We start from the raw sequence: 26,310 nt of genomic DNA, 5'->3' as shown, positions 1-26,310 counted from the left end.
GCAGTTTACGAGGCTGGCGTGACCGCTGATTTCAGGGAGACGGATGGGACCAACACGTTGTGGTTGGCGCGACTATTGTTGCCTGTGAGTCGATTTCAGCGACTTTGTCGCTAATAGCCGGGCACAACGACACATCCCCGACAGAGCCCCACACACCCTCAGGTCGCCCGCGCAAAACTCAGCGTTTCACCACGGGCTCCGCCCATCCACAGGTCCTGGCACGCGGCTGCCATGTCTGCCAATCCCTCCACGATCTCCCCGAACACGTTGCCGGGCACCCAGCCCTGGTCGCCGTTGATCAGTAGATTGTTCCGCCCGTAGAACAGCGCCAGGTCGACGATTCCGCCGGTTGTCCCGGTGCCGGTGGTGTTCTCGTACCCGTACGCCGGATTGCCCAGATCGTCGGAGTCGAACGAGAACCAGCACAGGTCGCCGGGGATCGGTGTCACCGTGGTGTTCTCCTTACCGGGGTCGGCACCGAATGCCGGTAGCAACGTGTAGATCTCGTTGCGGGCGTACTTGCCGTGAAACACCGGCGCCGACAGTGGCAGCGCGTCCCACACCGCCGCACAGGTGCGCGGCGCCGCGTCGTCAAGCAGCCGAGCGACGCAGCTGACCCCACGTTTGTCCAGCGACACCGTGATCAACCGGCTCATCCAACCTCCTCTGTAAGCAATGCCGGCACCCGGTGATGCCAGTCGGTGGCGTTCTGATATGCCTGCCCGACCCGGAGCACCAAGGCATCCGCGTGCCGGGGACCCACAATCTGCAGGCCGATCGGCAGACCGTCCGAGCTGAACCCGCACGGAACCGAAAGTGCCGGCTGCTGAGTCAGATTGAACGGATAGGTGTACGGCGTCCAACTCGTCCAATCCGGCGAGGCCGAGCCGTCGGGAACATCTTGTCCGACGGCGAACGCGGTCAGCGGCAACGTCGGAGTGACGAGCACATCGTAGGCCTGGTGGAACCGCCCCATCAGGTCACCGAGCTTCATCCGCACCGCGGTCGCGTCCAGGTAGTCCGACGCCGAGAACGTCGCACCGAGTTCGGCGGTGCGCCGTAAGCCCGGATCGAGCCGTTGCGCCTCGCGGCCACTCAGCTTGCCCTCCAACACTTTTGCCTCGCCGGCGAACCACAACACGTGGAATGCCTGCACCGGGTCGGCGAAGCCCGGGTCAACCTCCTCGACCTGCGCCCCAGCGGCGGCGAGCACGTTCACTGCGGCTCGTACGGCGGCGTCGACCTCGGGATCGTTCGAGCCGAACCCGAGATTGGGCGAATAGGCGACCCGAAGTCCGGCCGCCCCACCGTCGAGCCCGCCGAGGAATGAGGCTGTCGGCGTTGGCATCGCCGACCAGTCGCGCGGGTCGAATCCGGTGATCACGTCCAGCAGTGCGGCTACGTCGGCCACGGTCCGGGCCATCGGGCCTACGTGCGCGAGTGTGCCGAACGGGCTTGGCGGATACAGCGGTATGAGCCCGTAGGTCGCCTTGAGCGCCACGGTTCCGGTGAACGCCGCGGGGATGCGCACCGAACCGCCGCCGTCGGTGCCGACCGACCACACCCCCATCCCGAGTCCCACGGCCGCGGCGCTGCCGCCGCTCGACCCGCCGGCAGTGACGTCGGGATTCCACGGGTTGCCGGTCGCGCCGTAGCGCGGCGAATCGGTGACACCCTTCCACGAGTACTCGGGGGTGGTGGTCTTGCCGAGCAGGACCGCGCCCGAATCACGCAGCCGCGCAACGCACGGCGCATCCTCGTCCCACGGCCCGGCCGCGTCGATGAGCCAACTGCCGCGCAACGTCGGCCAGCCGCGCGTCCACAACGCATCCTTGATCGAGGTGGGAATGCCATCGGCGGGGCCCAACGGCCGTCCGGCCTGCCAGCGCGCCTCCGACTCCCGCGCCGCGGCCAGGGCGCCCTCCTCGTCGACAAGGACGAAGGCGTTGACTGCGCGGTCGTAGCGGTCGATGGCGTCCAGGGCAGCCCTCGTGACCTCCACCGGCGAGAGCGACTTCGTCCGGTAGCCTTCCGCCAGCTCGACCGCCTGCGGTATCACGTTGCGCCCGTTGGTACGTAGCCGAGTTTCTTGTCCACCACATTAAGCATCGGCCGCCCGGCCAGCCAGCGCCGGGCATTGTCGGCGAACTGCGCGGCAAGCGTGTCCCGCCATCCGAGGACGTCGCCGGACATGTGCGCGGTGACGACGGCTCCGGGCGCATCCCAGAGTGGATGATCGGACGGCAGCGGTTCGGTGTCGAACACGTCGAGGGTGGCACCGCCGATACTTCCGGCGGCCAGCGCTGCGAGAAGTGCCGCCTCGTCGACGATCGGGCCGCGAGCGATATTCACCAGGTGTGCATCGGGTTTCATGGCCGCCAGCACCGTCGCGCCGACCAGTCCGCGGGTCGCGTCCGTCAACGGGGCGGCCAGCACCAGGTGATCGCACCAGCCGACCGCAGTGGCCAAGTCCGCTGCCGCCACCACATCGCCGAAATCGGGATCCTCGGCCCGGGCGACCCGGCCGGCCCCACGCACGACGAGTCCGGCCGCGCGCAGCAGGCGGGCGATCTCCCGACCGATGCTGCCCGTGCCGACCACCAGTGCGTGCGCGCCCGTGATACTCCGGGTTTCGCGGTGCTGCCACTGATGACGCTGTTGCAGATCGAAGCTGCGCTGGCTGCCCTTCGCATACGCGATCACTGCGCCGAGCACGTATTCGGCTATGGGACGGTCGAATACGCCGCGGGCATTGGTGACCACCACATCGGAATCCCGTAGTTCAGCGAACAGCAGGGTGTCGACGCCCGCGGCGGTGACGTGAATCCATTCCAGGGTGTCGGCGCCTCGCCACGCATCGCGCAGTGCGGTGGAGAAGTAATCCCACATCAGCAACGCCCTGGCTCCGTGGAGGGCCTCGGCCAGGCCGTCGGCACTGCAGTAACGGAAGTCCACGTCCACACCCGCCAGACCGGGCGGTCGATCTGTCGCACGCTCACACAACACCGCGACGACGGGCCGTTCGGCCTGGTCGGGGGTGGTCGGCATCCCTTCGAGGCTAGGCGAGTTCGTCTTATTGTCAACAATCAGTTGCCGGTTGGGTCCGTTGGCCTCACACTGTGGAAATGAAGCTCGGGGAACTGGTCCTACCCCCGCCATTGCAGCAGGTCGGGATAGGTGTCGTAACGCCATATGACTTCGCGCTCGACCGCGAACTCTGGCGCTGGACGCCTGATGACGTGAGCCTCTACGTCACCCGGTTGAGATACGCCCCTCTCGCGGTGACCGTCGATATGGCCGTCCACATCTCCGAACCCGAGCAGGTCGTCGCGGGCGCTGCCAACGTGCTCGCGGTGTCTCCCCTCGTCACCGCGTACGCGTGCACTGCGGGCAGCTTCGTCAAGGGCATGGCCGGCGAGGCAGCCTTGGTTGCGGCGATGCGCGCGGCGGGCGCCCCCGCAGCGGTCACCACCAGCGGCGCCATGCTCACGGCGCTACGGCATCTGGGAGTGAGCCGAGTCGCCACCGTCACGCCGTACACGTCGGACCTGACCATCGGCCTGACCAGTTACCTGATGGAGGCAGGCGTCGAGGTGGTCGCCACCGCCGGGCTGGGCATGACCTCCAGGATCTGGGCGGTGCCGTATGAGACCACTGCCGATCTGGTACGCACCACCGACGTGCCCGAAGCTCAGGCCATCGTCATCAGCTGCACCAACCTGCCGACCTACGACCTCATCGCCAGGTTGGAATCAGAACTCGGCAAGCCGGTGGTCACCGCCAATCAGGTGACGATGTGGGCCGCTCTGGCAGTCGCCGGCCGCAAAGCCGTCGGTACCGGCCAGCGGTTGCTCGAGGTTTGAGGATGGCAACCGTCGGGATTCTCTATCCGGGTCATAGCGCGGAGGACGAATTTCCTTCGCTGGAGGCGCGTTTGGGCACCGCAATCCGGCTCCCGGTCGCGATCACCACGGTCGGCGAGGACGCGCATCGTGTGGACGCACTGCTGGACCTGGGCGGGGCCGAACGCCTGGCCGACGGCGTTGTGCGGCTGGCCGCGGCGCAGCCCGATTCAATGATGTGGGCGTGTACGTCCGGCAGCTTCGTGTTCGGTCCCGACGGAGCGCGCGAGCAAGTCGACAAACTCGCCGCCACAGCGGGTGTTCCGGCGTCGTCCACCTCGATCGCCTTCGCGGATGCACTGCGGCACCTGGGGATTCACCGGGTCGCGGTGGCAGCGTCCTATCCCGAGGACGTCGCTCGGCACTTCGTGGCTTTCTTGGCGGCCGAGGGCGCCGACGTGGTGGCGATGGGCAGCCACGGCATCATCACCGCCGCCGAGGTCGGCACATTGGAGCCAGAGCAGGTGGTCGCGATGGTCCGTGCGGCCGATCACCCCGATGCCCAGGCGGTGCTGGTCCCCGACACCGCCATGCACACACTGGGTTTCATCGATCGTCTGGAATCGGCGGTCGGCAAACCGGTTCTCACCGCCAATCAGGTGACCGTCTGGAAAGGCCTGCAAATGATCACCCCGGTTCCGCCGATCCCCGGTCTGGGCAGCCTGTTCGGAGCGGCGCAGTGACCGAGTTCATCGCACCCGTCGTACAGGAGTCGACGCCGAGCATCATTGCCGACAGGCTTCGGCAGGCCATTGCGCACGGCGAGCTCGAACCCGGCACCCAGGTCACCGAAGCCGAGATGGCCCGCAGGTTCGGCGTCAGCCGCGGCCCGCTGCGCGAAGGGATGCAGCGCCTGACCCAGGAAGGGTTGCTCGTCTCGATCCGCAACCGTGGACTGTTCGTCAACAACATGACCGACGACGACGTGCGCGATACCTACCTTGCGCGTGAAGCGATCGAACGCGCTGCGGCACGAAAGATCCTGCAGAGCAATCACGTCCTGGCCGGGGACGCACTACTGGCGATCGTCGAAGAGATGGCTGCCGCAACGACTCCAGCCGAGATCAACGAGACCGACGTCCGGTTCCACGAATGCCTCGTCGGACTCGCCGACAGCCCCCGGTTGACCCGGATGCACCAGACTTTCATCGTCGAGACCCGGATGTGTGTCGACGCGCTTACCGACAGTTATCCCACGCCCGACGATCGGGTCGGAGAACATCGAACCCTCGCGGCCGCGATCCAATCGGGCGATGAGCAGCTCACCGACAAGCTGCTCATCGCCCACATGGAAGAAGCCGTCAACCGGTTGACCGCACCGCTACCGGCCGGCTGAACCCTGCGGCTCGGTCTCGTAATCGAGCTGCGGCGGCGCGTCCGGCGTGCCCGGTATCTCGGTGCCGTTGATCGGGCACCGGGCGGTTTCGGGCACCTTGATCAGCGCGATCATCCCGATCACACACGCCACCATCATGTAGAAGGCCGGCACCAGGTTCTCGCCGGTGAGGTTGATCAGCCAATTGTTGACCGCCGGTGCGGTGCCGCCGAACAGCGACGTCGACACGTTGTAGGCGATCGCGAAGCCGGCGAACCGGACCTGCGTGGGGAACATCGCCGGGAACGTCGCCGAAATGGTCGCCAGTTGCGGCACATAGAGCAGCCCGAGCACAGCGAACCCGATGACCGCACCCACCATGTTCGTCGACATCAGCAGGAACATCGGAATCCCCATGACGAACGAGCCGATCAGCGAGAACCACCACATCGGCTTGCGGCCAACCCGGTCCGAGATATGACCGGCCAGCGGCAGGAACACCATCATGGTCAGCATCCCGATGATCGGCACGATCAGGGCGAGATTGCTCGACAGGCCGATCGACTGCTCCAGGTAGGTCGGCATGTAGCTCAGCAGCGTGTAGTTGACCACGTTGAGGGCGACGACCAGACCGCCGAGTCGCAGGATCGGACCCCAGTACTCGACCACCAGGTCCTTGAGCTCCGATACCGGCCCGCTTTCCCGCTCCCCGGTCTGTTCGAGCTCACGGAAGATCGGGGTGTCCTCCAGCTTGGATCGCAGGTAGACACCGACCAGGCCCAGCGGCGCGGCCACCAGGAACGGCAACCGCCAACCCCACTGCGACATCTGGTCCTCACTGAGCGCCGAGGAGAACGTCAGCATCAAGATCGCACCCAACGAGAAGCCGGCCAGGGTGCCGAACTCCAAGAAGCTGCCGAGGAATCCACGACGGCGTGACGGCGCGTATTCGGCCATGAATGTCGCGGCGCCGCCGTACTCGCCGCCGGTGGAGAAGCCCTGGATCATCCGCAGGGCCACCATGATCGCCGGGGCCCACAGCCCGATCGCGGCGTAGGAGGGAACAAGGCCGACGCAGAATGTCGCACCAGCCATCAGGATGATGGTGATCGCCAGGACCTGCCTGCGGCCGACGCGGTCGCCGAGCGGGCCCCAGACGAATCCGCCCAGCGGTCGGACCAGGAACGACACCGCGAACGTGGCGAGCGCCAGCAACGTCGCCTGCGCAGTGTCGCCTGGGAAAATAGCAGCGGATATGTAGCTCACGCCATAGGCGTAGATGCCGTAGTCGAACCATTCGGTGGCGTTGCCGATCGCCGACGCCGCGATGGCCCGCTTGAGTACCTTTGGGTCCGGCGCGTTCTCGGCCGGTTCGCTGTAATCGATCTCCGGCTTATCGCCGAAGCCCTTCATCGGGTGTTTTGGCGCAGGCACGATTCCTCCAAGTGTCTGACGACACCGTTCCCGCCGTGCGCTCTCTTACGGCATGGACTGACTGGGATCAACACCGCAGGGTCAGGCCGTCGTTTCGTCGACAATTCAGTAGTTGCCAGAAACCGACGTTACCAACCTTGTGCCGGACGTGGCGCTGCCGCGTCCGTGTTGCGTGTCAGAACCGGTAGTCCCCCAGCCACAATGCGCTGACGCCGGTGACGGACCGCTGCGCCTGATCGAGCACACCGGCAACCGACTGACCCAGCAACGCACCTACTGCTTGTGGCAGTGATGCCGCCGCCGGTTGCGACGATGCCTTCGGCCGCAGCATGTCCAGCCATGAGGAGCCCGGATAGCTCACCACGCGCACTTCGGTGTCGGGATCCAGCCCGGCCAGCACCTTGGCGCGGGTGACGGCGGTGCGCAACCCGCCGAGTTCGTCGACCAGTCCGCGATCCTTGGCGTCGGCCCCGGTCCAGACGCGTCCGCGGGCGACGTTGTCCACCGCCTCGACGGAAAGGTTGCGGCCGTGGGCAGCCCGCTCGATGAAGTCGGTGTAGAACAGGTCCGCTTCGGCCTCGACCTGGGCGTGCTGCTCGTCGGTGAACGGCGCATTGGTGGACCACGCGTCCGCATTGGCGTTGGTGCGCACCGCATCCGAGCCGACGCCCAGCTTGTCCTTCAGCTCCCGCGAGATGAGCTTGCCCGTCACCACACCGATGGATCCGGTGATCGTCCCTGCGTTGGCGACGATCTCGTTGGCGCCCATCGACACGTAGTAGCCGCCCGAAGCGGCGACCGCACCCATCGACGCGACCACGGGCGTGCCGGACTCGCGGGTCCGAACCACTTCGCGCCACACGGTTTCCGAGCCCGTGACCGAGCCGCCGGGGCTGTCCACCCGCAGCACGATCGCCGACACGTCGTCGTCGGTGGCCGCCTCCCGAAGGGCTGCCGCGATCGTGTCGCCACCCGCACTGGAGTTGCCGAGCGGCAGCCCCTGCGGGCCGCCCCGGCCGCTGACGATCGGACCGTGCAGCGTGACCACGGCGATGGTCGGCTTCTTGCGTCCCGGCAGCGGCGGGCTGGGCTTCGGGGATGTCGCCTTCGCGTACCGCGACAGGTAGAGACGCCGTGGAGCGTCGTCTGCGTCGGCGTCGACGTTCTCCGGACCGCCCGAGAGCTCACCGATGCGCGCGTAGGCCTCGTCGCGGAAGCCGATGCGGTCGATCAGCCGGCCGGTGACGGCGTCGTCGCGCAGCAACGGCGCCTTGTCGGCAAGGGCGTTGAGTGCCTGCGCCTCGAGGTGCCGCGACTCGGCAATGGCCCGCCACACCTGGTCGCGCACGCTTTCGATCAACCGGCCGTCGGCTTCCCGATGTGCGTCGGTGTACCGATCCTGGGTGAAAAGGTTTGCCGCCGACTTGTATTCACCGCGGGCCACGAACTGCGCCTCGATGCCGGCCTTGTCCAGGGCGTCGCGCAGAAACATCGCGCTGGTGGCGAAGCCGACGAGGCCGACGGTTCCCGACGGCTGCATCCACACCTCGCGAAATGCCGATGCCAAGTAGTAGGACAGTGTGCCCGGATAGGTTTCCGCCCACGCCAGCGTCGGCTTGACGTCGCCGAACGCGGCGATCGCATCTCGCAATTCCTGCACCGGGCCGGGTGCCGCGGCGGGAATCTGCACCCGGGCGATCAGCCCGGCGACGCGGTCGTCCTCGGCGGCGCGATGGATCGCGGCGACGGCCTGGCGCAGCACCAACGGCCGCCCGCCGCTGGCGATCATCGCGAAAGGATCGAACCCGATGGTCTCCGGAGGTACCGACTGCAGATCTAGTTCGAGCACGCACCCGCTGGGGACGCCGTTGTGCCGGACGGTGTCTACTCGGCGAACAAGCGCACGCAGATCGTCTGGGCCGGGAAGTCCGGGGAGAAAGTCCAACATGGTTCGAGCGTACCTGCGCCCGTTTGCCGCGCGAGCAGACGCAAAAGTGCCCCAAAACAGGCGTTTTGGGGCACTTCCGTGTCTGCTCGCGCAGAGAAAATTACAGCTCGGTGGCCGAACCGCCGGCAGCGGTGATCGCCTCACGGGCGCTACCGCTGAACTTGTTGGCGGTGACGTCGACCTTGACCGTCAGCTTGCCGTCGCCGAGCACCTTGACGAGGGTGTTCTTGCGAACGAGGCCCTTGCCAACCAGCTCGTCGACACCGATGGTGCCGCCCTCCGGGAAAGCCTTGGCGATGTCGCCGACGTTGACGACCTCGTAGGCGACCCGGAAGCGGTTCCTGAAGCCCTTGAGCTTCGGCAACCGCATGTGGATCGGCATCTGGCCGCCCTCGAACGTCGCGGGGACGTTCTTGCGGGCCTTGGTGCCCTTGGTACCGCGGCCTGCGGTCTTACCCTTGGAACCCTCACCGCGACCAACGCGGGTCTTGGCGGTCTTCGAGCCGGCGGCGGGCCGCAGGTCGTGAAGTTTGATGACGCTCATTACTTGCTGACCTCCTCTACCTCAACGAGGTGGTGAACGGTCTTGACGAGGCCACGGGTCTGGGCATTGTCCTCACGCACCACCGACTGGCGGATTTTCTTCAGGCCCAGGGTCCGCAGGCTCTCCCGCTGCTTCCAGCGCGCACCGATGGTGCTGCGCACCTGGGTGATCTTCAGCTCTGCCATGATTTATGCCGATCCCTCACGCGCAGCCGCAGCGGCCAGCGCATCGCTCTCGCGCCGGGCCTTGAGCATGCCGGCCGGCGCAACATCCTCGATGGGCAGGCCGCGACGGGCCGCCACCTCTTCCGGACGCTGCAGCAGCTTCAGCGCGGCAACGGTGGCGTGTACCACGTTGATCGCGTTGTCGCTGCCCAGCGACTTGGCCAGGACATCGTGCACGCCGGCGCATTCCAGCACCGCGCGGCACGCACCGCCGGCGATGACACCGGTACCGGGGCTGGCCGGACGCAGCATCACCACACCGGCAGCGGCCTCGCCCTGCACGGGGTGCACGACCGTGCCGCCGATCAGCGGTACCCGGAAGAAGTTCTTGCGAGCCTCTTCGACGCCCTTGGCGATGGCGGCCGGAACTTCCTTGGCCTTGCCGTAGCCGACGCCGACCATGCCATGGCCGTCGCCGACGATCACGAGCGCGGTGAAGCTGAACCGGCGGCCGCCCTTGACGACCTTGGAAACCCGGTTGATCGTCACAACGCGTTCGATGTAGTTGCTCTTCTCACCGCTGTCGCGGCCACCACGGCCACCGCGGTCGTCGCGGCGGCCACGGCCGCCACCACGGTTATCGGAAGCGCCTGGGCCGCCGGCGCTATTTGCCTGCTCGGCCATCATGCAGTCCTCTCGTTGACAGTCATCAGAATTTCAGCCCCGCCTCACGCGCGGCATCAGCCAGCGCAGCGATCCGGCCGCCGTAGGTGTAGCCGCCGCGGTCGAACACGACAGCCTCGACACCGGCAGCCTTGGCGCGCTCGGCGATCAGCTGACCGACCCGCACGCTGTGGGCCTTCTTGTCGCCGTCAACTGCACGCACGTCGGGCTCGATCGACGAGGCAGCAGCCACCGTCGTGCCGGTCAGGTCGTTGACCAGCTGCACGTGGATGTGCCGTGCCGACCGGTTGACCACCAGGCGCGGGGTCTCGGCAGTGCCGGAGACCTTCTTGCGCAGGCGGGCGTGCCGACGCAGCCGGGCGTTACGCCGAGTCTCGGAGATGTTCTGCCCGACCTGCTTACGCTGAGCGGCTTCAGTTTTGCTAGCCATGGTTACTTACCTGTCTTTCCGACCTTGCGGCGGATCTGCTCACCCTCGTAACGCACACCCTTGCCCTTATACGGGTCCGGGCGGCGCAGACGACGGATGACCGCCGAGATCTGACCGACCTTCTGCTTGTCGATACCCGACACCGAGAACTTGGTCGGCGTCTCCACCGCGAAGGTGATGCCTTCGGGCGCCTCGATCAGAACGGGGTGGCTGTAGCCAAGCGCGAACTCCAGGTTGGAACCCTTGAGCTGCACGCGGTAGCCGACTCCGAAGATCTCCATCTTGCGGGTGTAGCCCTCGGTGACACCGGTGACCAGGTTGGCCACCAGGGTGCGCGAAAGCCCGTGCAACGAGCGGCTGTTGCGCTCGTCGTTGGGCCGGCTCACCAGGATGGCGCCGTCGTCGTTGCGGGACACCGTGATCGGCTCGGCGACGTCCATGACCAGGGTGCCCTTGGGGCCCTTGACCGAGACGTTCTGCCCGTCGATCGTGACATCGACCCCGGCGGGAACCGGGACCGGCTGCTTACCAATGCGCGACATGTCTTCTACCCCCTCACCACACGTAGGCGAGGACTTCGCCGCCCACGCCGGATCGTGCTGCCTGACGATCGGTCAGCAGGCCCGAGGATGTGGAGATGATCGCCACACCCAGGCCGCCGAGCACCCGCGGCAGATTGGTGGATTTTGCGTACACCCGCAGGCCGGGCTTTGACACCCGGCGCAGGCCCGCAATGCTGCGCTCACGGCTGGGGCCGTACTTGAGCGAGACCACAAGCGACTTGCCCACGCGGGCATCCTCGGTGCGGTAGTCGTTGATGTAGCCCTCTTTCTTGAGGATCTCGGCAATGTTGGCCTTGATCTTCGAGTGGGGCAGAGTCACCTCATCGTGGTACGCCGAATTGGCGTTGCGCAGACGTGTCAAAAAGTCTGCGATCGGGTCAGTCATCGTCATGACAACCGGTTCACCTTCCTCGCGGCGGTTCCCACTGTGTCCAATTTCTTGGGGGGCCTACCGCAACCTGTTTGGATTGGGTCTGTGTTGAGCGGTGCTGTTACCAGCTGGACTTCTGCACGCCTGGCAGCTCGCCGGCATGCGCCATCTCGCGCAGGCAGATACGGCACAGCCCGAACTTGCGGTAAACCGCGTGCGGACGCCCGCACTTGTTGCACCGGGTGTACGCGCGAACCGCGAACTTGGGCTTCTTGTTGGCCTTGTGGACCAGCGCCTTCTTCGCCATATGCTCAGTTCTCCTTGAAGGGGAAGCCCAGCGCCCGCAGCAGCGCGCGGCCTTCGTCGTCGTTCGTCGCCGTGGTGACGACGGTGATGTCCATGCCGCGGGGCCGGTCGATGGAGTCCACATCGATCTCGTGGAACATCGACTGCTCGGTCAGCCCGAAGGTGTAGTTGCCCGTGCCGTCGAACTGCTTGGGCGACAGACCGCGGAAGTCGCGGATACGGGGCAGCGCGATCGAGATGAGCCGGTCGAGGAACTCCCACATCCGGTCGCCGCGCAATGTCACGCGGGCACCGATGGGCATGCCTTCACGCAGCTTGAACTGGGCGATCGACTTGCGGGCCCGGCGGATCTCCGGCTTCTGACCGGTGATCAGCTGAAGGTCGTTGACCGCACCGTTGATCAGCTTGGCGTCGCGGGCGGCGTCGCCGACACCCATGTTGACGACAACCTTGACCACGCCGGGGATCTGCATGACGTTGGCGAATTCGAACTGCTGTTGCAGCGAGTCGCGGATCTCTTCGCGGTAGCGCTGCTTGAGCCGGGGAAGGGTCTTCGCGGGGCTTTCAGTGGTAGTCATCTCTAGATGTCCTTGCCATTGCGCTTGGAGACGCGGACTTTCTTGCCGCTCTCCTCATCGACGCGGTAGCCGATGCGGGTCGGGGAGCCGTCGGAGTCCACCACCATCACGTTCGACACGTGGATGGGCGCCTCCTGAGTGACGATGCCACCGGACGATGCGCCACGCTCGTTCTGCGACTGCGCGGTGTGCTTCTTGATCCGGTTCACGCCCTCGACGAGCACCTTGTTGCGCTCGGGGTAGGCCATCAGGACCTTGCCCTTGGCGCCCTTGTCCTTGCCGGAGACCACCAGCACGGTGTCACCCTTGTGCACCTTCATTTACAGCACCTCCGGGGCAAGCGAAACGATCTTCATGAAGCGCTTCTCGCGCAGTTCGCGACCGACCGGCCCGAAGATGCGGGTACCGCGCGGGTCGTTGTCGGGCTTGATGATGACGGCCGCGTTCTCGTCGAACTTGATGTAGCTGCCGTCGGCGCGGCGGCGCTCCTTGACGGTGCGCACGATGACGGCCTTGACGACGTCTCCACGCTTGACGTTGCCGCCGGGGATGGCGTCCTTCACGGTCGCGACGATGACGTCACCGATGCCGGCGTAGCGCCGGCCCGAGCCGCCGAGTACGCGGATGCACAAGATCTCCTTGGCGCCCGTGTTGTCGGCGACCTTCAACCGCGATTCTTGCTGAATCACTCGATCTCCTGACCTGGTTTTGTATGCACGCCAGATACCGACCTGGACGTACGCGGTCTTTGCTACCGAAGGGCACGCAGGGCTGGGCGGAACTGAAGATCAGAACAGCGCTCAACCGAGGTCTGCCCAAGGCAACCCCTACATAGTAGGTGAGCACGGGCAATGCACCAAATCGGTGCACAATCCAGCCCGCCGAGTGTGCGGTCAGATCGCAGTTCCGCGCAATTCGGCGATCTGTGCGCACGCTCGGTGCAATCTCAGCGCGCCTCGATCACGCAGCGAAACCCGATATGGGTCGTCGAACTGTCCTGCGATTGCGGTGAACGTGCTGCGGGGCGGTACCGATGGCAGTACTCCGGGGCGCACAGGTGCGAACCACCCTTGAGTGTCTGGTTCACGCTGGGATCCCCGCCGGCCGGCGGGCAGCACGCCTGTTCGGCGTGACCCGGGCTGTGGTGCGCTGAGAACCGGGTCGACGTCCACTCCCACACGTTGCCGATCATGTCGAGCAGGCCCAACGCATTCGGCGGGAACGTCCCGACCGGAGACGTGCCGCTCCACCCGAGGGCCCCGTCGTTTCGATACGGGAATCTGCCCTGCCAGGTGTTGGCCATCAAGCGGCCGTCGGGGGAAGGTTCGTCGCCCCAGGCATAGACACCGTCGACTCCCCCACGTGCGGCGTACTCCCATTCGGCCTCGGTGGGCAGCCGTCGTCCGGCCCACGCCGCATAGGCCACCGCGTCGGGATATGCGACCTGGACGACCGGGTGATCCGGTTTGCAGCCATCGCGGTGCGGTCCGAACGGATGACGCCAGCTGGCGCCCGGGGCCCAGTCCCACCACTGCCGCCAGTCCAGGAGATCGACGGGCCCGGCGGTGGGCCGGAACACCAATGCTCCGGGCTGCAGATCCTCGGCCGCCACGCTCGGGTACAGGGCGGGATCCAGTGGCCGCTCGGCGACGGTCAGATACCCGGTGGCGTCGATGAACTCGGCGAACTGGGCGTTGGTGACCGGATGCCTCTCGACGGCGAAATCCGCGACCGTCACGGTGTGCACCGGGGCTTCTTCCGGGTAGAACGCGATCGAACCCATCCGGAAGGTCCCACCGGGGACCTCGACGAGTTCGGTCAGCATGCGTTCAGGGTAGGCGACGCTACAGCCGCTGACCGGCCGGCACGGGCGGCGAAACGGCTTTGGATTCGCGGTTGAGCCACCACCACACCGCACCGAGCGGCAAGGTCCAACCCAGCCAGCCCACCAACCCCGCGACCAACCAGATGTAACGCTCTTCGTCGCCGCCAAACATGCTGTCCTGCAAGGGAAGCAATGCGATGAAGACGATCGGGGTCCAGATTCGGTTGGTGATGATCGACAATGTCAACGTCACGCTGAAGATCATCAGGCGCCGGTGTTCGGCGAAGCGACGCTGCCTGGCGGCCAGGTAGGCGCCGATGGTGAGCCAGAGCCACAGCGTGCCCAACACGACGTTGCTGACCGCGAGGATCGGCCCGAAGGGGGACGCCGCACCGATCACCACCGCGCACACCGCGGCCGGGACTGCCGTCCACACATAGATCCGCCCGGCCCGGCGATGCAGCTGTGAGTGACGGCGTCGCAAGCCAGGCCAGAGCTGGACCACGGCGGCGATCATCGCGACGGTTCCGCACATGACGTGACCGACCAGCAGCGGGTAATGCAGCCCGAAGGTCGAGGGCACGCGCGTGCCGCCGGTGAAGTACGGAGGCAGGGAGTACGCCAAGAAGGCGAGCACGACGAGCGCCAATGCCGGAGCGAGCCACCGAGGAGCGCGCGTTGCGTATGTCATACGCAGAAGCGTACTTCATACGCAATCGATTGGCACTCCCCTAATCTGGTCGTGATGGCTGACGACGATCCGATTCCCCGCGCCCTGGAAATCCTCTGGCATGAGCCGGCAGTTCCCCGGCGCTCGTCCGGGCTCAGCCGCGACCGCATCGTCAACGCGGCCATCGAGTTGGCCGACACGGACGGCCTGGGCGCACTGTCGATGGCCCGGCTCGCCCAACGGCTGGATTGCGGCACGATGTCGCTCTACCGCCACGTCGCCAACAAGGACGAGCTGGTGACCTTCATGGTGTCAGCCGCGCCGGGCCAACCCCCGAAACCGCCCCCTGGCACCGATTGGTGTGTCGCCCTGTCGAATTGGGCCGATGGGCTCTGGGGCGTCTATCACCGGCATCCGTGGGTGCTGCAGACGGCCTCGGCCGGTCCACCCGCCGACCCCGGGCAGCTGGCCTGGCTGGATGCCGGCCTGGCGACACTGGGCGATACCGGGCTCACCGAGCGGGACAAGCTCACGGCCGTGATGGCGGTCCTCCACTACATCCGCGGCGCGGCAGCGGTGGCGCTCGAAGCCAAGGAGGGCTTCGCTGACTACACAGCGCTGCTGCAGCGCCTGCTGGACGGGTCCCGGTTCCCCGCCTTGGCCAACGCGCTCGCGGCCGGGGTGTTCGACGGCCCAGAAGACGCACCGCGTGCCGAATTCCGTTCCGGATTGCAACAGTTGCTCGACGGCATCGCAGTCAAGATTGCGCGGTCTGAGGACTGAAGGTCTGACAACATTCACTAGATGACGCTGCGCGCCGCCCCCGGGCTACTGCCGTACCGCCGCGACTGGCTGCGGGCCGACGTGCTGGCCGGGCTTGCGACCGGAGCGGTCGTCATTCCGCAGGCGATGGCGTACGCCACCGTCGCGAACATGCCCGTACAGATCGGCCTGTACACGTGCATGGTGCCCTTGGTGGTCTACGCATTCATCGGCGGATCGCGTACCGCCAGCGTCACCAGCACGTCGACCATCGCCACCCTGACCGCTTCGACCATGGTCGGGGCCGGCATCGTCGCCGGTTCACCCGATGCGCAAGCAGAATTGATCACCCTTACCTTGCTGGTCGGGCTGATCCTGCTGGCCGCCCGGCTGCTGAAGCTCGGCTCGCTGATCGAGAGCGTGAACGAAGCGACTCTGGTGGGCATCAAGGCGGGCGTGGGGTTGACGGTGGCGGCCGCGCAGCTGCCCAAACTGCTTGGAGTGCAGCCCGATCCAGAGGAGGAGGGCTTCTTCCGCGTCGTTGATTCGGCCGTCGAACAATTGGCGCAGGCCAACCTCGCCACGGTGCTGTTGTCGGCGGGCACCATCGTCGTTCTGGTACTCATCGGCCGGTTCCTGCCCTCGATTCCCGGACCTCTCATCGTGGTCGCGTTGGGTATCGGCCTGGTTGCCTTCACCGGTTTGTCCGATCGCGGCGTCACCGTCATACCCGAAGTGCCGCGCGGCATCCCGCTACCCGGCCTGCCTGCGTTGGACCACATCGGCGGGCTGATACCGGGGGCCCTGGCCATCGCTCTCATGGCGTTCCTGGAGACCGTGTCGGTGGCTCGCGGCGTGCGCAAATCCAGTGAACCGCAGGTCGATCCGGATCGGGAGCTCTCGGCCAACGGCCTTGCGGCGGTCCTCGGCTCGTTCTTCCACGCCCTGCCTCCTGCCGGCGGGTTCTCCCAGACCGGCGTCAACCTACGTGCGGGGGCGAGAACACAGGTATCCGGGTTGGTGACCGCTGCGCTGGCGGTGCTCGTGGCGGTGCTGTTGGCGCCGGTGCTGAGCAAGCTGCCCGAGGCCACATTGGGCGCGATGGTGTTGGTCGCCGTCGTCGGCCTGATCGATCTCGGTGCGTTCAAACGCCTGTACGTATTCGACAAGGTCGACTTCGCCATGGCGCTCATCGTCGCGCTGTTCGGGCTGACCGCGGGCCTGTTGCCCGCGGTCGCGGTCGGCGTCCTGCTGACGCTGTACCTCGTGCTGCGCGAACTCAATCGAGCCCACGTCGTACCACTGGTCCGCTATGGCGACAACGTCTGGGTTGCCCGTGACGGCGCGCCGGGCGATCCGCTGGTGCTGCGATTCGAGATCGGCTTGTATTCGGCGAATCTGCGCACCAACTCCGAGGCCGTGCGCGAAATGGCCCTGACCGCGGTGCCGCACGTGACGACCGTGGTACTGGATCTGCATCAGCTTCCACTGGTCACCTCGACGATCCTTGACGGCCTGCGGGACATGGACACCGAGCTTGCCCAGAACAACGTGCGCACGGTTTTCGCCAACATGCGCGACGACGTCCACGCGACGGCGCAGCGCTGGCCGTGGTGGCAGGAAATCGAGAAGCAGGGCAGATACTTCGACACGCTCGATGGTGCGGTGGCTCAGCCGTAGGTGAAGGAGAACGCCTGCAGCCGTGCCGGTACCGCCCACCCCCACCCCCACCTAACCCGCGAGCAGGGGCCTAGGGCGTCACGATGTTGAACCAGAACGGGAAATTGTCGAGCAGGCCCATGAATTCGTCGAACGACCCGCGGTTGCCGTCGATAGTGACCTTGTTCTGCGAGATGGCGTCCTCCATCGTCAGGTTCCCGAGCTGAATGTCATCGAGTGTCACCTTGTCGAGAGTGAGGCTCACGTTGGCATTGGGTACCGGTGCCGGCGCGTAGTTGAGGACGGCGTTCTCGACGGTCAGCCCGTATTCCTTCCTCAGGTCGGTGAAGTTGACATTCATGGTGATGTTCTTGCCCGCCGCCTTCGGGCCGTTCAGGCGGACCGCGAGGTAGTCGAACAACAACTCCGGCGGCATGGCCTTGATGGTGTCCGGGCTCGCCGAATTGGTTGCGGCGACGTCCGGCACGCCGTTGCGCAGCTCATAGGCGCCCTGCAGATAAACCGAACGCCACGGCCCCGACTCGGCCTGGTAGCCCATCTGCTCGTAGCTGTCGGCGAGCAGGTTCTTGCCGTGCACACTGTCGGGATTGGCGAACACGACCTGTTTGAGCACCATCGCGGTCCAGCGATAGTTGCCGTTGTCGTAGTCGTTCTTCGCTTTTTCCAGAATGGCTTCCTCACCACCCATGTACTCGACATACTTCTTCGCCGCCTCGGTGGGCGGCAGATCGTCGAGATCGGATGGGTTGCCGTCGTACCAACCCATGTAGCGCTGATACACCGCACGCGAATTGTGCTTCACCGTGCCGTAATAGCCGCGGTCGGGCCAGTAGTTGTTGAGCTCTGGCGGCATCTGGATTTCTTCGGCGATCTCGGAACCCACATAGCCCTGGTTCATCATCCGCACCGACTGGTCATGCATGTACTTGTACATGTCGCGTACGCGCTTGAAGTAGTCGATGATGTTGGCGTTGCCCCACTTAGGCCAGTGGTGGCTCTGGAACTTGACCTCGGTGTTCGGGCCGTACAACCGAATCGTCTCGTCCAGGAACTGCGACCATTTCAGCGGATCACGCACCTGCGCTCCGCGCAGCGTCAACAGGTTGTGCATCGTGTTGACTGTGTTCTCAGCCATCCACATGGCCTTGAACTGCGGAAAAAAGGTGTTCATCTCGGACGGCGCCTCGGTGCCCGGAGTCATCTGGAACTCCATGTCCACCCCGTCGACCGTCATCTTGGTACCGGTTGTGCTGATCACATCGGTGGGAATGATGAGGGTGGGAATGCCATTCGAAATGGTCTGTCCCAGACCGGCATTAACGCCGCCCTGGGCGCTGCGGGGCAGTTGCGCACCGAACATATACACCGCGCGGCGCGACATCGCGTTGCCGGCGATCACGTTCTCGCTCACCGCATGGTCGACGAAACCAGCGGGCGCGATGACCTTGACCTTGCCCGAGTCGACATCAGCCTGCGAGACAACGCCGCGGACACCGCCGTAATGGTCGGTGTGCGAATGACTGTGCACTACAGCCAATACCGGTCGCGGTCCGAGCTTTTCGTTCGCGAAATCCAGAGCAGCCTTGGCGGTTTCCGGTGAGACCATCGTGTCGACGATGATCCACCCCGTGTCACCCCTGACCAACGTGAGGTTCGACAGGTCGTACCCACGCACCTGATAGATCCGGTCAGGCAGCACCTCGAATAATCCGTACTGCATGTTCAGCTGCGCGTTGCGCCACAGGCTGGGATTGACGGTGTCCGGTGCCGGCTTGTCGTCCGCGATGTACTTCTTGTACTCCTCAAGATCCCAAACGACATTGCCATTGGCGTCCTTGATGGTCAGCGTGTCGGGCTTGGCGATAAGACCGCGCTTCGCATCGTCGAAATCGCCCTTGTCGTTGAACGGCAACGTGTCGACAAGCTTCTGATTGGCGGCCTTCGTCGCCTCGGTGGCAGCCTTGGGCTCGTTGTTGGTCTCGATGGTTCCCGAGCCGTTGGCTCCTCCACCGCCGTCGCCGTTTCCGCTGTCGCAGGCAGCGAGCACGCTCGATGCCGCCACGGTGCCGAGCCCGAGCACCGCAAGGGCTGATCGCCTGGTGACGCGCCCGTGAGTCCGGTCCGTATCGCTGATGTCGAATGGCTGGGTGTCCCGAGCTTCTTCCATGTAAACGCATTATGCCCATTCCGGCCCATATCGACGCCCGAAACGCGCATCCAATCAGTTTGCGTTTCGAAACCGAAAACTCATTGGCAGTGAATGAAATTGAACCCCGGCACACGCATGAACGAGCTTGTCGTGTACCGCGGCTCGTGAACATGGCGCCGGGCAATGCACGTTGCCGCGGCGTCATACGCAGTGACGAGTTCGTCGATCACGCTCCAACATTGGCGAATCACCCACGTTTTCCCGGTGAACAAAGGGAACCGGCCAGACTAGCGTGCGCAGAGAACTATGGCGTCACGATGTTGAACCAGAGCGAGAACGTGTCCAGCAATCCCACAAACTCCTCGACCGATTGACGATTGCCGTCGAGCGTCACTTTGTTCTGATCGATGCCGTCGGTGAGGCTCAACTTCCCCAGCTGAATATCGTTCATGGTCGGCTTGGTGAGCTTGAGGCTCGCATTGGCGTTCGGTATCGGAGGCCCGTAGTTGAGCACGCCGTTCTCCACGATCAGTCCATACTGCCTATTCAAATCGGTGAAATCGACGTTGAGGGTGATGTTCTTGCCCGCGGCCTTCGGACCGTTGAGCCGCACTCCCAAGAAGTCGAACATCATCTCCGGCGGCATGGCATTGATGGTGTCCGGGCTCGCCGTATCGGTACCTCCGGCGCTGGGAACGCCGTTGCGTAGCTCGTAGGCGCCCTGCAGGTACACCGACCGCCATGGTCCGGATTCAGCCTGGTAGCCCATCTGCTCATAGCTGTCGGCCAGCAAGTTCTTGCCGTGCACGCTGTCTGGGTTGGCGAAGACCACGTGCTTGAGGACCATCGCGGTCCAGCGATAGTTGCCGTTGTCGAAATCGTTCTTGGCCTTCTCCAGGATGGCTTCCTCACCACCCATGTACTCGACGTATTTCTCGGCCGCCTGCTGCGGCGGGAGGTCGTCCAGGTCGGACGGATTGCCGTCGTACCAGCCCATGTAGCGCTGATACACCGCACGCGAATTGTGCTTGAGGGTGCCGTAGTAGCCGCGGTCCGGCCAGTAGTTGTCGAGCTCGGGCGGGAACTGGATTTCTTCGGCGATCTCGGAGCCGACGAGGCCCTGGTTCATCATTCGGACGGACTGATCGTGCATGTACTTGTACATGTCACGCTGACGCTTCCAGTAGTCGATGATGTTGGCATTGCCCCACTTGGGCCAGTGGTGACTCTGGAACTTCACCTCAGTGTTCGGGCCGTAGGTCCTGATCGTTTCATCGAGGAAGCTGGCCCAGACGAGGGCATCGCGTACCTGCGCGCCGCGCAGAGTCAGAAGGTTGTGCATGGTGTTGGTGGTGTTCTCGGCCATCCACATGGCCTTGAACTGCGGGAAGAAGGTGTTCATCTCGGTGGGCGCCTCGGTGCCCGGAGTCATCTGGAACTCCATGTCGACGCCGTCGATGGTCATCTTCGTGCCGGTTGTGCTGATGATGTCAGTGGGGATGATCAAAGTCGGCAGGCCGGTTGAGACCGTCATCCCGAGACCACCGTTCACACCGCCCTGGGCGTTACGGGGTAGCAACGCGCCGTACATGTAGACCGCCCGGCGGGACATCGCATTGCCCGCGATCACGTTCTCACTGACCGCATCCTCGACAAACGCCTGTGGCGCAATCACTTTCACCTTGCCCGAGTCGACGTCGGCCTGGGAGATGATGCCTCGAACTCCGCCATAGTGATCGACGTGCGAGTGGCTGTGTATCACCGCGAGGATCGGCCTGTTGCCACGATGCTGAGTGACCAGATCGTAGGCCGCTTTGGCGGTCTCCGGCGAGATCGCGGTGTCCATCACGATCCAGCCGGTGTTGCCCTGAATGAACGTGACATTCGAGAGGTCGTAGCCACGCACCTGATAGATCCGGTCAGGCAAAACCTCGAACAGCCCGTACTCCATGCACAGCTGCGCATTTCGCCACAAGCTCGGATTGACGGTATCCGGTGCCGGCTTGTCGTCTCCGATGTACTTTTTGTACTCCTCCAGGTCCCAGACAACGTCGCCATCCACGTTCTTGATCGTCAGCGTTTCAGGGCGGGCGATGAGCCCGCGTTTTGCGTCGTCGAAGTCGGCCTTGTCGTTGAACGGCAGCGTATCGACGAGCTTCTGGTTGGCGGCCTTCGTCGCCTCGGTGGCAGCCTTGGGCTCGTTGTTGGTCTCGATGGTTCCCGAGCCGTTGGCTCCTCCACCGCCGTCGCCGTTTCCGCTGTCGCAGGCAGCGAGCACGCTCGATGCCGCCACGGTGCCGAGCCCGAGCACCGCAAGGGCTGATCGCCTGGTGACGCGCCCGTGAGTCCTGTTCGTATCGCTGATGTCAGTCGACTGAGTATCCGGGGCTTGATCCATGCAATCGAATTATGCCCATGCGGCCCTAGATTCACAGGCGAAACGCGGCCCGGACCAGATTACGATTCGAACGCCCAAAAATGCGTTGTCAGTGAATGCAATTGGACAGCTGCCCGAACTCACTCCCAGGTTCCATCCGCGGAATGCAATTCACGTGAGCGAATGTCCGGCCGGACCCGCAATATCGCTGTGACGAAATGGCGGCAAACAGGAGTGCAAGTTGCCCTAGACCACTTCCACCGGCGGCGGCTGCCAGGACCCGTCGAGGATTGCTTCTTCTCCCCAGTAGGCGCGGATGAAGAGCGAGAAGGGGCCGTCGGGCGCGGGCAGCCAATTCGATTCGATTTCGGGCCCAGGCGATTTCGCACCGGCATGAAGGGTTAGCGAGCCGTCGGGGTTCCGCTTGAGGTCCTTGTTCTTGGTCCCCAGCGAGTAGCGGTTCAGCGGATTGGGATGGAAGAGGTGCTTGTCGTTGTACAGGGTCAGCGACCAGAACCCTTTGACCGGGGGCTCCTGGCCGGCCGGGAAGGTAACCCGGTAGTTGCGGTTGCCCTGCATGCCGGCGCCGGTCGCGTCGTTGTCCGTGTAGAAGTACTGGGTCTCAGTTGGGCGGTTGTCGAACATGTTGGACTTCGCGGTGCCCGTCCGGTTGAAGTAGTCGATGCCCCACTGAGCGTTGTTCGTGGACCGATTCCAGCGGTTCCCGACTGGGCGGCCGTTGTGCATCCACGCGAAGAACGGTGCGATGACATCGCGTTCGGTGGCAACGGCCGTCTCCACGAGCGTGTTCTTGATGTCGGGGTTCTGGGCGGCGGTGTCGAGCAGGACGCGGAACTGCGCGTAGAGCGCTTCCTCGCCGGGCAGAGCCGGAACCTGCTCCAGCACCGTGCTGAACTCGTCAAAAAAGCGTTCCGGGACAACCCATTTCGTCTCCCCGCCTTCTGACGCCGGTCCGCGGATGGCGGGAAGTTTCGCCCACTCCGTCGTCTTCATCTGGCCGTCGAAATCACTGAGCGGGTAGATCACGATCTGATTGATCACCGACTGAATGGCGGCACGATCTTCGGGGGTGTCATCCATGAAGACACGGGGTATCGCGTTGGCCAATGCGGTGGAGCTGCGCACCACGGCCTCCACACCGTCGGGTTTCTCACCCTCCCAGTTCGGACCAGCGAGCAGATAGAACCCCGGCTTGGTGCCATAGGCTTTGCCGAGTTCGCCGAACTGATCGGTGCGCGCATCGTAGAGCGCGTACACCCAGAATCGGTCGCCGAAGTCGGGTACCTGGGCGATGACGGGCTGCTCGTCGAGCGAAAAGTACGCCAGACCGTAGACGACGTCCTGGTTGGGGCAGGTGACGAAGGTTTCTGCGGGGTCGATGTAGTCCGACAGCATGGCAACCCGGCCCTGAGGTGCCACCGGCAGCACGCCATTGAGCAATCCCGGTTCGGGTGCTTGGGTGATCGAGGTTCGCCGGTTGAGCATGTTCACCATCGGCCAGCCCCAGATGTACGCGGTCTGCGCCATTGTCCTGGCATAACCCGGAGTCATCACGATTCCGGTCGCCGGTTGGGTGACCTTCGCCGCGTCCTGGGCCGGCGCGGCTTGTTCGTCGGGCGCGGGCGGCGACGCTTCGGGCGATGCGGGCGATGCGTCGTTGTCACCTGAGCACGCCGTCATCGCCAGGCCTGCGCTGACGGACGCTGCCGCCAATCCCGCTGTTCGGAACGCCAAACGCCTTGAGATATCCCAACTCATTGTCTCTCCTGTCATGAAATCTTCTCGATCCGATGCGGCTGCCAGGATTGATCACGCGACCTCATGCCGGTACCTCGTTCGGTAGTTCATTCACCCAGCGGGTAGTGAAAATGTAAGCGTCCTTCGCCTTTTCACATATGCCACAACTTCAGGATGAACAATCCCGCTTGCGACGATATCGCCGATTCCGAGTGCGGTAGCGATTTCAGACAATTGAGATTGGCTGCGTCGCTACACGAATTCATGCGTTACCGCCAACCCAATTTTGGGTGATGACGCTGCGTGCCAACGGAAATCGTGTTGCCATGGGGACAGCACGAGATCGCAGTACAGCGCTCGAACGATCTGACGAGGAAGGCGTGGACATGGCTCCGAAGTTCAATGGCGTGATCAACATGGATGTGCGGGATTCACAAGAGGACTGGGGTCCGTTCGAACCACCGGCGGCGCAGCAAGGCGCACCGAATGTGCTGTACGTGGTGTGGGACGACACCGGGATAGGCGCGTGGGACACGTTCGGCGGACAGATCGAGATGCCGACGCTGAACCGGATCGCCGAGCGGGGTTTGCGGTATTCCAACTGGCACACCACCGCACTGTGCTCACCCACGCGCTCGTCACTGTTGACCGGACGCAATGCGCACATGAACGGCATGGCCTGCATCGTCGAAGGTGCCGGCGGCTATCCCGGACAATCCGCCGTCATCCCACGCGAATCCGGCATGGTCTCAGAGGTACTGCGGGACAACGGCTACAGCACCTACTGCGTCGGCAAATGGCATCTGACCCCAGAAAACGAGTCGAACATGGGCTCCTCGCGGCGTACCTGGCCGCTGGGCCGCGGCTTCGAGCGCTACTACGGGTTCCTCGGCGGTGAGAGCAACCAGTGGTTCCCGGACCTGGTCTACGACAACCACACCGTAGACCAGCCCTACCTACCCGACGACGGCTATCACCCGTCCAAGGATCTGGTGGACAAATCGATCGAGTTCATCCGCGACGGCAAGCAGGTCAATCCCGACAAGCCGTGGCTGATGTATCTCGCCTTCGGCGCCAACCACGCGCCGCATCACTCGCCGAAGGAGTGGGTCGACAAGTACAAGGGCGCCTTCGACGAGGGATACGAGGTCTACCGCGAGAAGACCCTGGAACGGATGAAGCAACTGGGCGTCGTCCCACCGGATACCGAGATGGCCCCGATCAACCCATGGCCGGCACCGGACGTGATCGCCGAAATCGATCTCGTGCGGCCGTGGGACGAACTGAGCGACGATGAGAAGAATCTGTTCGCCCGGATGGCCGAGGTGTATGCCGGATTCTCCAGCTACACCGACTACGAGCTCGGCCGGCTCATCGACTACCTCGAGCAGTCAGGACAGTTGGACAACACCGTCATCGTCGTCGTGTCCGACAACGGCGCAAGTGGTGAGGGCAGCCCGAACGGTTCGGTCAACGAGAACAAGTTCTTCAACAATTGGCCGGACGATCTGAAGGAGAACCTCGAAAAGCTCGACCTGCTCGGTGGACCCGACACGTACAACCACTACCCCAGCGGATGGGCGGTGGCCTTCAACACCCCATACAAGATGTTCAAGCGCTACACCCTGGAAGGCGGCATCGCCGATCCGCTGATCCTTTCTTGGCCGACGCAGACGGGATCGGTCGGCGGGCAGATCCGCGACCAGTACCACCATGCGATCGACATCGTGCCGACCGTGTATGACTGCGCTGGGATCACCCCGCCGGATGCGATCGACGGCGTCACCCAGTACCCGATCCAGGGCACCTCGATGCGGTACAGCTTCGACCAACCCGACGCCGAGAGCACCCGGCCGACGCAGTACTACGAGATGCTCGGTACCCGGGCGCTGTACCACGACGGCTGGAAAATCGTTGCGCGCCATGGCGCGCTGTCCGGAGTCGGCAAGTTCGGGACGGACAGCTGGGAGCTGTACCACACCGAAACCGACCGGGCCGAGATGCACGACGTCGCGGCCGATCATCCGGACAAGGTCGCCGAGATGGTCGGCATGTGGTTCGCAATCGCCGGGCGCAACAACGTGTTCCCGCTCGACGACCGCACCGCGCGGGAACGGCTCGTCCTGCCCAGACCCAGTGCGACCGAGGGCCGCACCGAGTTCACCTACTATCCGGGGACTTCCGACATTCCCGAAGGCGTGGCGCCGAACATGCGCAACCGCTCGTTCAAGGTTCGCGCCGAGATCGAGATCACCGGCGACGCCGCGGAAGGGGTGGTGGTGTCGCAGGGCAGCCGGTTCGGCGGGTATTCGCTGTTCCTCAAGGACGGGAAGCTGCACTACGCGTACAACTTCCTGGGCATCAAAGAGACGCTCATTACCGCCGACAAGGCCACCACCCCGGGCCAGCATTCGGTGGCCGCGGAATTCATCAAGGACAACGAGGATCCGGCCGGGGTTGCCAACGGCACTCTGCACTTGTCGGTAGACGGTACCGAGGTGGCGTCCGGATCCCTGCGTACTCAACCCGGCAAGTTCAGCCTGGCCGGTGAGGGGCTCGCGGTCGGCCGCGATACGGCTGATCCGGTCAGCAAGGAGTACGGCTCGGGCTTCGAACCGGACGGTTTCACCATCGACCATGTCACCATCACGCTCGAAGAGGGTGAGAAGTTCGTGAACGAGGAGATCGAGGCACACGCGATGCTGGCCCGCGAATAGGGCGGTGCCAATCCCGCTGGTAATCACCGTGATTGGGCAGCACCCGCGCGGGCAGCCGACGCGCCGGCCCGCTTGCCATATGTTGTCGACGATGAAGGAATCGGTGAGTTGCTAGTCATGTCGGCCCCGCGCGC

Annotated in this window: 26 protein-coding genes; 6 read left to right on the top strand and 20 right to left on the bottom strand. The window is 64.5% G+C overall.

Going from position 1 to position 26,310, the window contains the following annotated elements:
* Positions 1-158: 158 nt before the first annotated feature.
* Genes ABQF30_RS02440 through ABQF30_RS02430 form a run of 3 tightly spaced genes read right to left on the bottom strand, consistent with a single transcriptional unit; the run spans position 159 to position 3,048 of the window.
* Positions 159-656, bottom strand: a complete 498-nt coding sequence (locus ABQF30_RS02440; RefSeq protein WP_448460777.1) for a DUF3830 family protein — start codon at positions 654-656, stop codon at positions 159-161.
* Positions 653-2,059 (bottom strand): amidase, encoded by a 1,407-nt coding sequence (locus tag ABQF30_RS02435; protein ID WP_448460775.1) that lies wholly within the window; start codon positions 2,057-2,059, stop codon positions 653-655. Before ABQF30_RS02435 ends, ABQF30_RS02440 begins: the two co-directional genes overlap by 4 nt.
* A complete protein-coding gene (locus ABQF30_RS02430; protein WP_448460773.1) occupies positions 2,056-3,048 on the bottom strand; it encodes a D-2-hydroxyacid dehydrogenase in 993 nt (330 codons plus the stop codon). The genes ABQF30_RS02435 and ABQF30_RS02430 overlap by 4 nt, the downstream gene beginning before the upstream one ends.
* Before the next feature lie 77 nt (positions 3,049-3,125).
* Between ABQF30_RS02430 and ABQF30_RS02425 the strand changes: the two genes are divergently transcribed.
* From ABQF30_RS02425 to ABQF30_RS02415, 3 genes are read left to right on the top strand one after another with little or no spacing between them, the layout of a single operon-like run.
* Positions 3,126-3,863 carry a maleate cis-trans isomerase family protein gene (locus tag ABQF30_RS02425; RefSeq protein ID WP_448460771.1) on the top strand — a complete coding sequence of 246 codons (738 nt, stop codon included), beginning with the start codon at positions 3,126-3,128 and terminating at the stop codon, positions 3,861-3,863.
* A gap of 2 nt (positions 3,864-3,865) precedes the next feature.
* Positions 3,866-4,585, top strand: coding sequence for a maleate cis-trans isomerase family protein (locus ABQF30_RS02420; RefSeq protein ID WP_448460770.1), 720 nt, complete (start codon positions 3,866-3,868; stop codon positions 4,583-4,585).
* Positions 4,582-5,238, top strand: a complete 657-nt coding sequence (locus tag ABQF30_RS02415) for a GntR family transcriptional regulator (RefSeq protein ID WP_448460768.1) — start codon at positions 4,582-4,584, stop codon at positions 5,236-5,238. Before ABQF30_RS02420 ends, ABQF30_RS02415 begins: the two co-directional genes overlap by 4 nt.
* Here the strand turns inward: ABQF30_RS02415 and ABQF30_RS02410 are convergent.
* From ABQF30_RS02410 to ABQF30_RS02345, 14 genes are all read right to left on the bottom strand, one after another.
* Positions 5,224-6,630, bottom strand: a complete 1,407-nt coding sequence (locus tag ABQF30_RS02410) for an MFS transporter (RefSeq protein WP_448463376.1) — start codon at positions 6,628-6,630, stop codon at positions 5,224-5,226. The genes ABQF30_RS02415 and ABQF30_RS02410 overlap by 15 nt on opposite strands.
* 196 nt (positions 6,631-6,826) lie before the next feature.
* Complete coding sequence (gene sppA, locus ABQF30_RS02405) at positions 6,827-8,599, bottom strand: signal peptide peptidase SppA (protein ID WP_448460766.1); 1,773 nt, start codon at positions 8,597-8,599, stop codon at positions 6,827-6,829.
* Between the two features lie 100 nt (positions 8,600-8,699).
* Positions 8,700-9,143 (bottom strand): 50S ribosomal protein L15, encoded by a 444-nt coding sequence (gene rplO / locus ABQF30_RS02400; protein WP_448460764.1) that lies wholly within the window; start codon positions 9,141-9,143, stop codon positions 8,700-8,702.
* On the bottom strand, positions 9,143-9,328 hold the full coding sequence (gene rpmD, locus ABQF30_RS02395; protein WP_448460762.1) for a 50S ribosomal protein L30: 186 nt from the start codon (positions 9,326-9,328) through the stop codon (positions 9,143-9,145). Before rpmD ends, rplO begins: the two co-directional genes overlap by 1 nt.
* 3 nt (positions 9,329-9,331) lie before the next feature.
* Positions 9,332-9,991, bottom strand: a complete 660-nt coding sequence (gene rpsE / locus ABQF30_RS02390) for a 30S ribosomal protein S5 (RefSeq protein ID WP_448460760.1) — start codon at positions 9,989-9,991, stop codon at positions 9,332-9,334.
* Positions 9,992-10,016: 25 nt separating this feature from the next.
* A complete protein-coding gene (gene rplR / locus ABQF30_RS02385; protein ID WP_448460758.1) occupies positions 10,017-10,421 on the bottom strand; it encodes a 50S ribosomal protein L18 in 405 nt (134 codons plus the stop codon).
* A gap of 2 nt (positions 10,422-10,423) precedes the next feature.
* On the bottom strand, positions 10,424-10,963 hold the full coding sequence (gene rplF, locus ABQF30_RS02380; RefSeq protein WP_448460756.1) for a 50S ribosomal protein L6: 540 nt from the start codon (positions 10,961-10,963) through the stop codon (positions 10,424-10,426).
* 13 nt (positions 10,964-10,976) lie between these two features.
* Entirely contained in the window at positions 10,977-11,375 is a 399-nt protein-coding gene (gene rpsH, locus ABQF30_RS02375; protein WP_358021012.1) for a 30S ribosomal protein S8, read from the bottom strand.
* A gap of 100 nt (positions 11,376-11,475) precedes the next feature.
* A complete protein-coding gene (locus ABQF30_RS02370) occupies positions 11,476-11,661 on the bottom strand; it encodes a type Z 30S ribosomal protein S14 (protein ID WP_448460754.1) in 186 nt (61 codons plus the stop codon).
* 4 nt (positions 11,662-11,665) lie between these two features.
* Positions 11,666-12,238, bottom strand: a complete 573-nt coding sequence (rplE, locus tag ABQF30_RS02365) for a 50S ribosomal protein L5 (protein WP_448460752.1) — start codon at positions 12,236-12,238, stop codon at positions 11,666-11,668.
* Between the two features lie 2 nt (positions 12,239-12,240).
* Positions 12,241-12,558, bottom strand: a complete 318-nt coding sequence (gene rplX / locus ABQF30_RS02360; RefSeq protein WP_448460750.1) for a 50S ribosomal protein L24 — start codon at positions 12,556-12,558, stop codon at positions 12,241-12,243.
* The gene (rplN, locus tag ABQF30_RS02355) at positions 12,559-12,927 is read right to left on the bottom strand and encodes a 50S ribosomal protein L14 (RefSeq protein WP_137148880.1); all 369 of its coding nucleotides are present in this window, start codon (positions 12,925-12,927) and stop codon (positions 12,559-12,561) included. It lies immediately after the preceding gene.
* Positions 12,928-13,184: 257 nt separating this feature from the next.
* The gene (locus ABQF30_RS02350) at positions 13,185-14,063 is read right to left on the bottom strand and encodes a formylglycine-generating enzyme family protein (protein WP_448460748.1); all 879 of its coding nucleotides are present in this window, start codon (positions 14,061-14,063) and stop codon (positions 13,185-13,187) included.
* A gap of 19 nt (positions 14,064-14,082) precedes the next feature.
* Positions 14,083-14,754, bottom strand: a complete 672-nt coding sequence (locus ABQF30_RS02345; RefSeq protein WP_448460746.1) for a DUF2306 domain-containing protein — start codon at positions 14,752-14,754, stop codon at positions 14,083-14,085.
* Between the two features lie 54 nt (positions 14,755-14,808).
* On the opposite strand from ABQF30_RS02345, the gene ABQF30_RS02340 reads away from it, so the two are divergent.
* Together ABQF30_RS02340 and ABQF30_RS02335 are read left to right on the top strand one after the other, a co-directional pair.
* Entirely contained in the window at positions 14,809-15,516 is a 708-nt protein-coding gene (locus ABQF30_RS02340) for a TetR/AcrR family transcriptional regulator (protein ID WP_448460744.1), read from the top strand.
* A gap of 21 nt (positions 15,517-15,537) precedes the next feature.
* Positions 15,538-17,175 carry a SulP family inorganic anion transporter gene (locus tag ABQF30_RS02335; protein ID WP_448460742.1) on the top strand — a complete coding sequence of 546 codons (1,638 nt, stop codon included), beginning with the start codon at positions 15,538-15,540 and terminating at the stop codon, positions 17,173-17,175.
* Positions 17,176-17,245: 70 nt separating this feature from the next.
* On the opposite strand, the gene ABQF30_RS02330 is transcribed toward ABQF30_RS02335, so the two are convergent.
* From ABQF30_RS02330 to ABQF30_RS02320, 3 genes are all read right to left on the bottom strand, one after another.
* Complete coding sequence (locus tag ABQF30_RS02330) at positions 17,246-19,342, bottom strand: alkyl/aryl-sulfatase (protein ID WP_448460740.1); 2,097 nt, start codon at positions 19,340-19,342, stop codon at positions 17,246-17,248.
* Positions 19,343-19,628: 286 nt separating this feature from the next.
* Positions 19,629-21,722 (bottom strand): alkyl/aryl-sulfatase, encoded by a 2,094-nt coding sequence (locus ABQF30_RS02325; protein ID WP_448460738.1) that lies wholly within the window; start codon positions 21,720-21,722, stop codon positions 19,629-19,631.
* A gap of 225 nt (positions 21,723-21,947) precedes the next feature.
* The gene (locus tag ABQF30_RS02320) at positions 21,948-23,495 is read right to left on the bottom strand and encodes a DUF1254 domain-containing protein (RefSeq protein WP_448460736.1); all 1,548 of its coding nucleotides are present in this window, start codon (positions 23,493-23,495) and stop codon (positions 21,948-21,950) included.
* Positions 23,496-23,845: 350 nt separating this feature from the next.
* Here ABQF30_RS02320 and ABQF30_RS02315 point away from each other — a divergent pair, with 350 nt between their 5' ends.
* The gene (locus tag ABQF30_RS02315; RefSeq protein ID WP_448463374.1) at positions 23,846-26,176 is read left to right on the top strand and encodes an arylsulfatase; all 2,331 of its coding nucleotides are present in this window, start codon (positions 23,846-23,848) and stop codon (positions 26,174-26,176) included.
* Positions 26,177-26,310: the final 134 nt, after the last annotated feature.

Source organism: Mycolicibacterium sp. XJ870, assembly GCF_053483975.1.
Note: the sequence above shows the minus strand (reverse complement) of the source record. Positions and strands in the feature narration are given on the sequence as shown.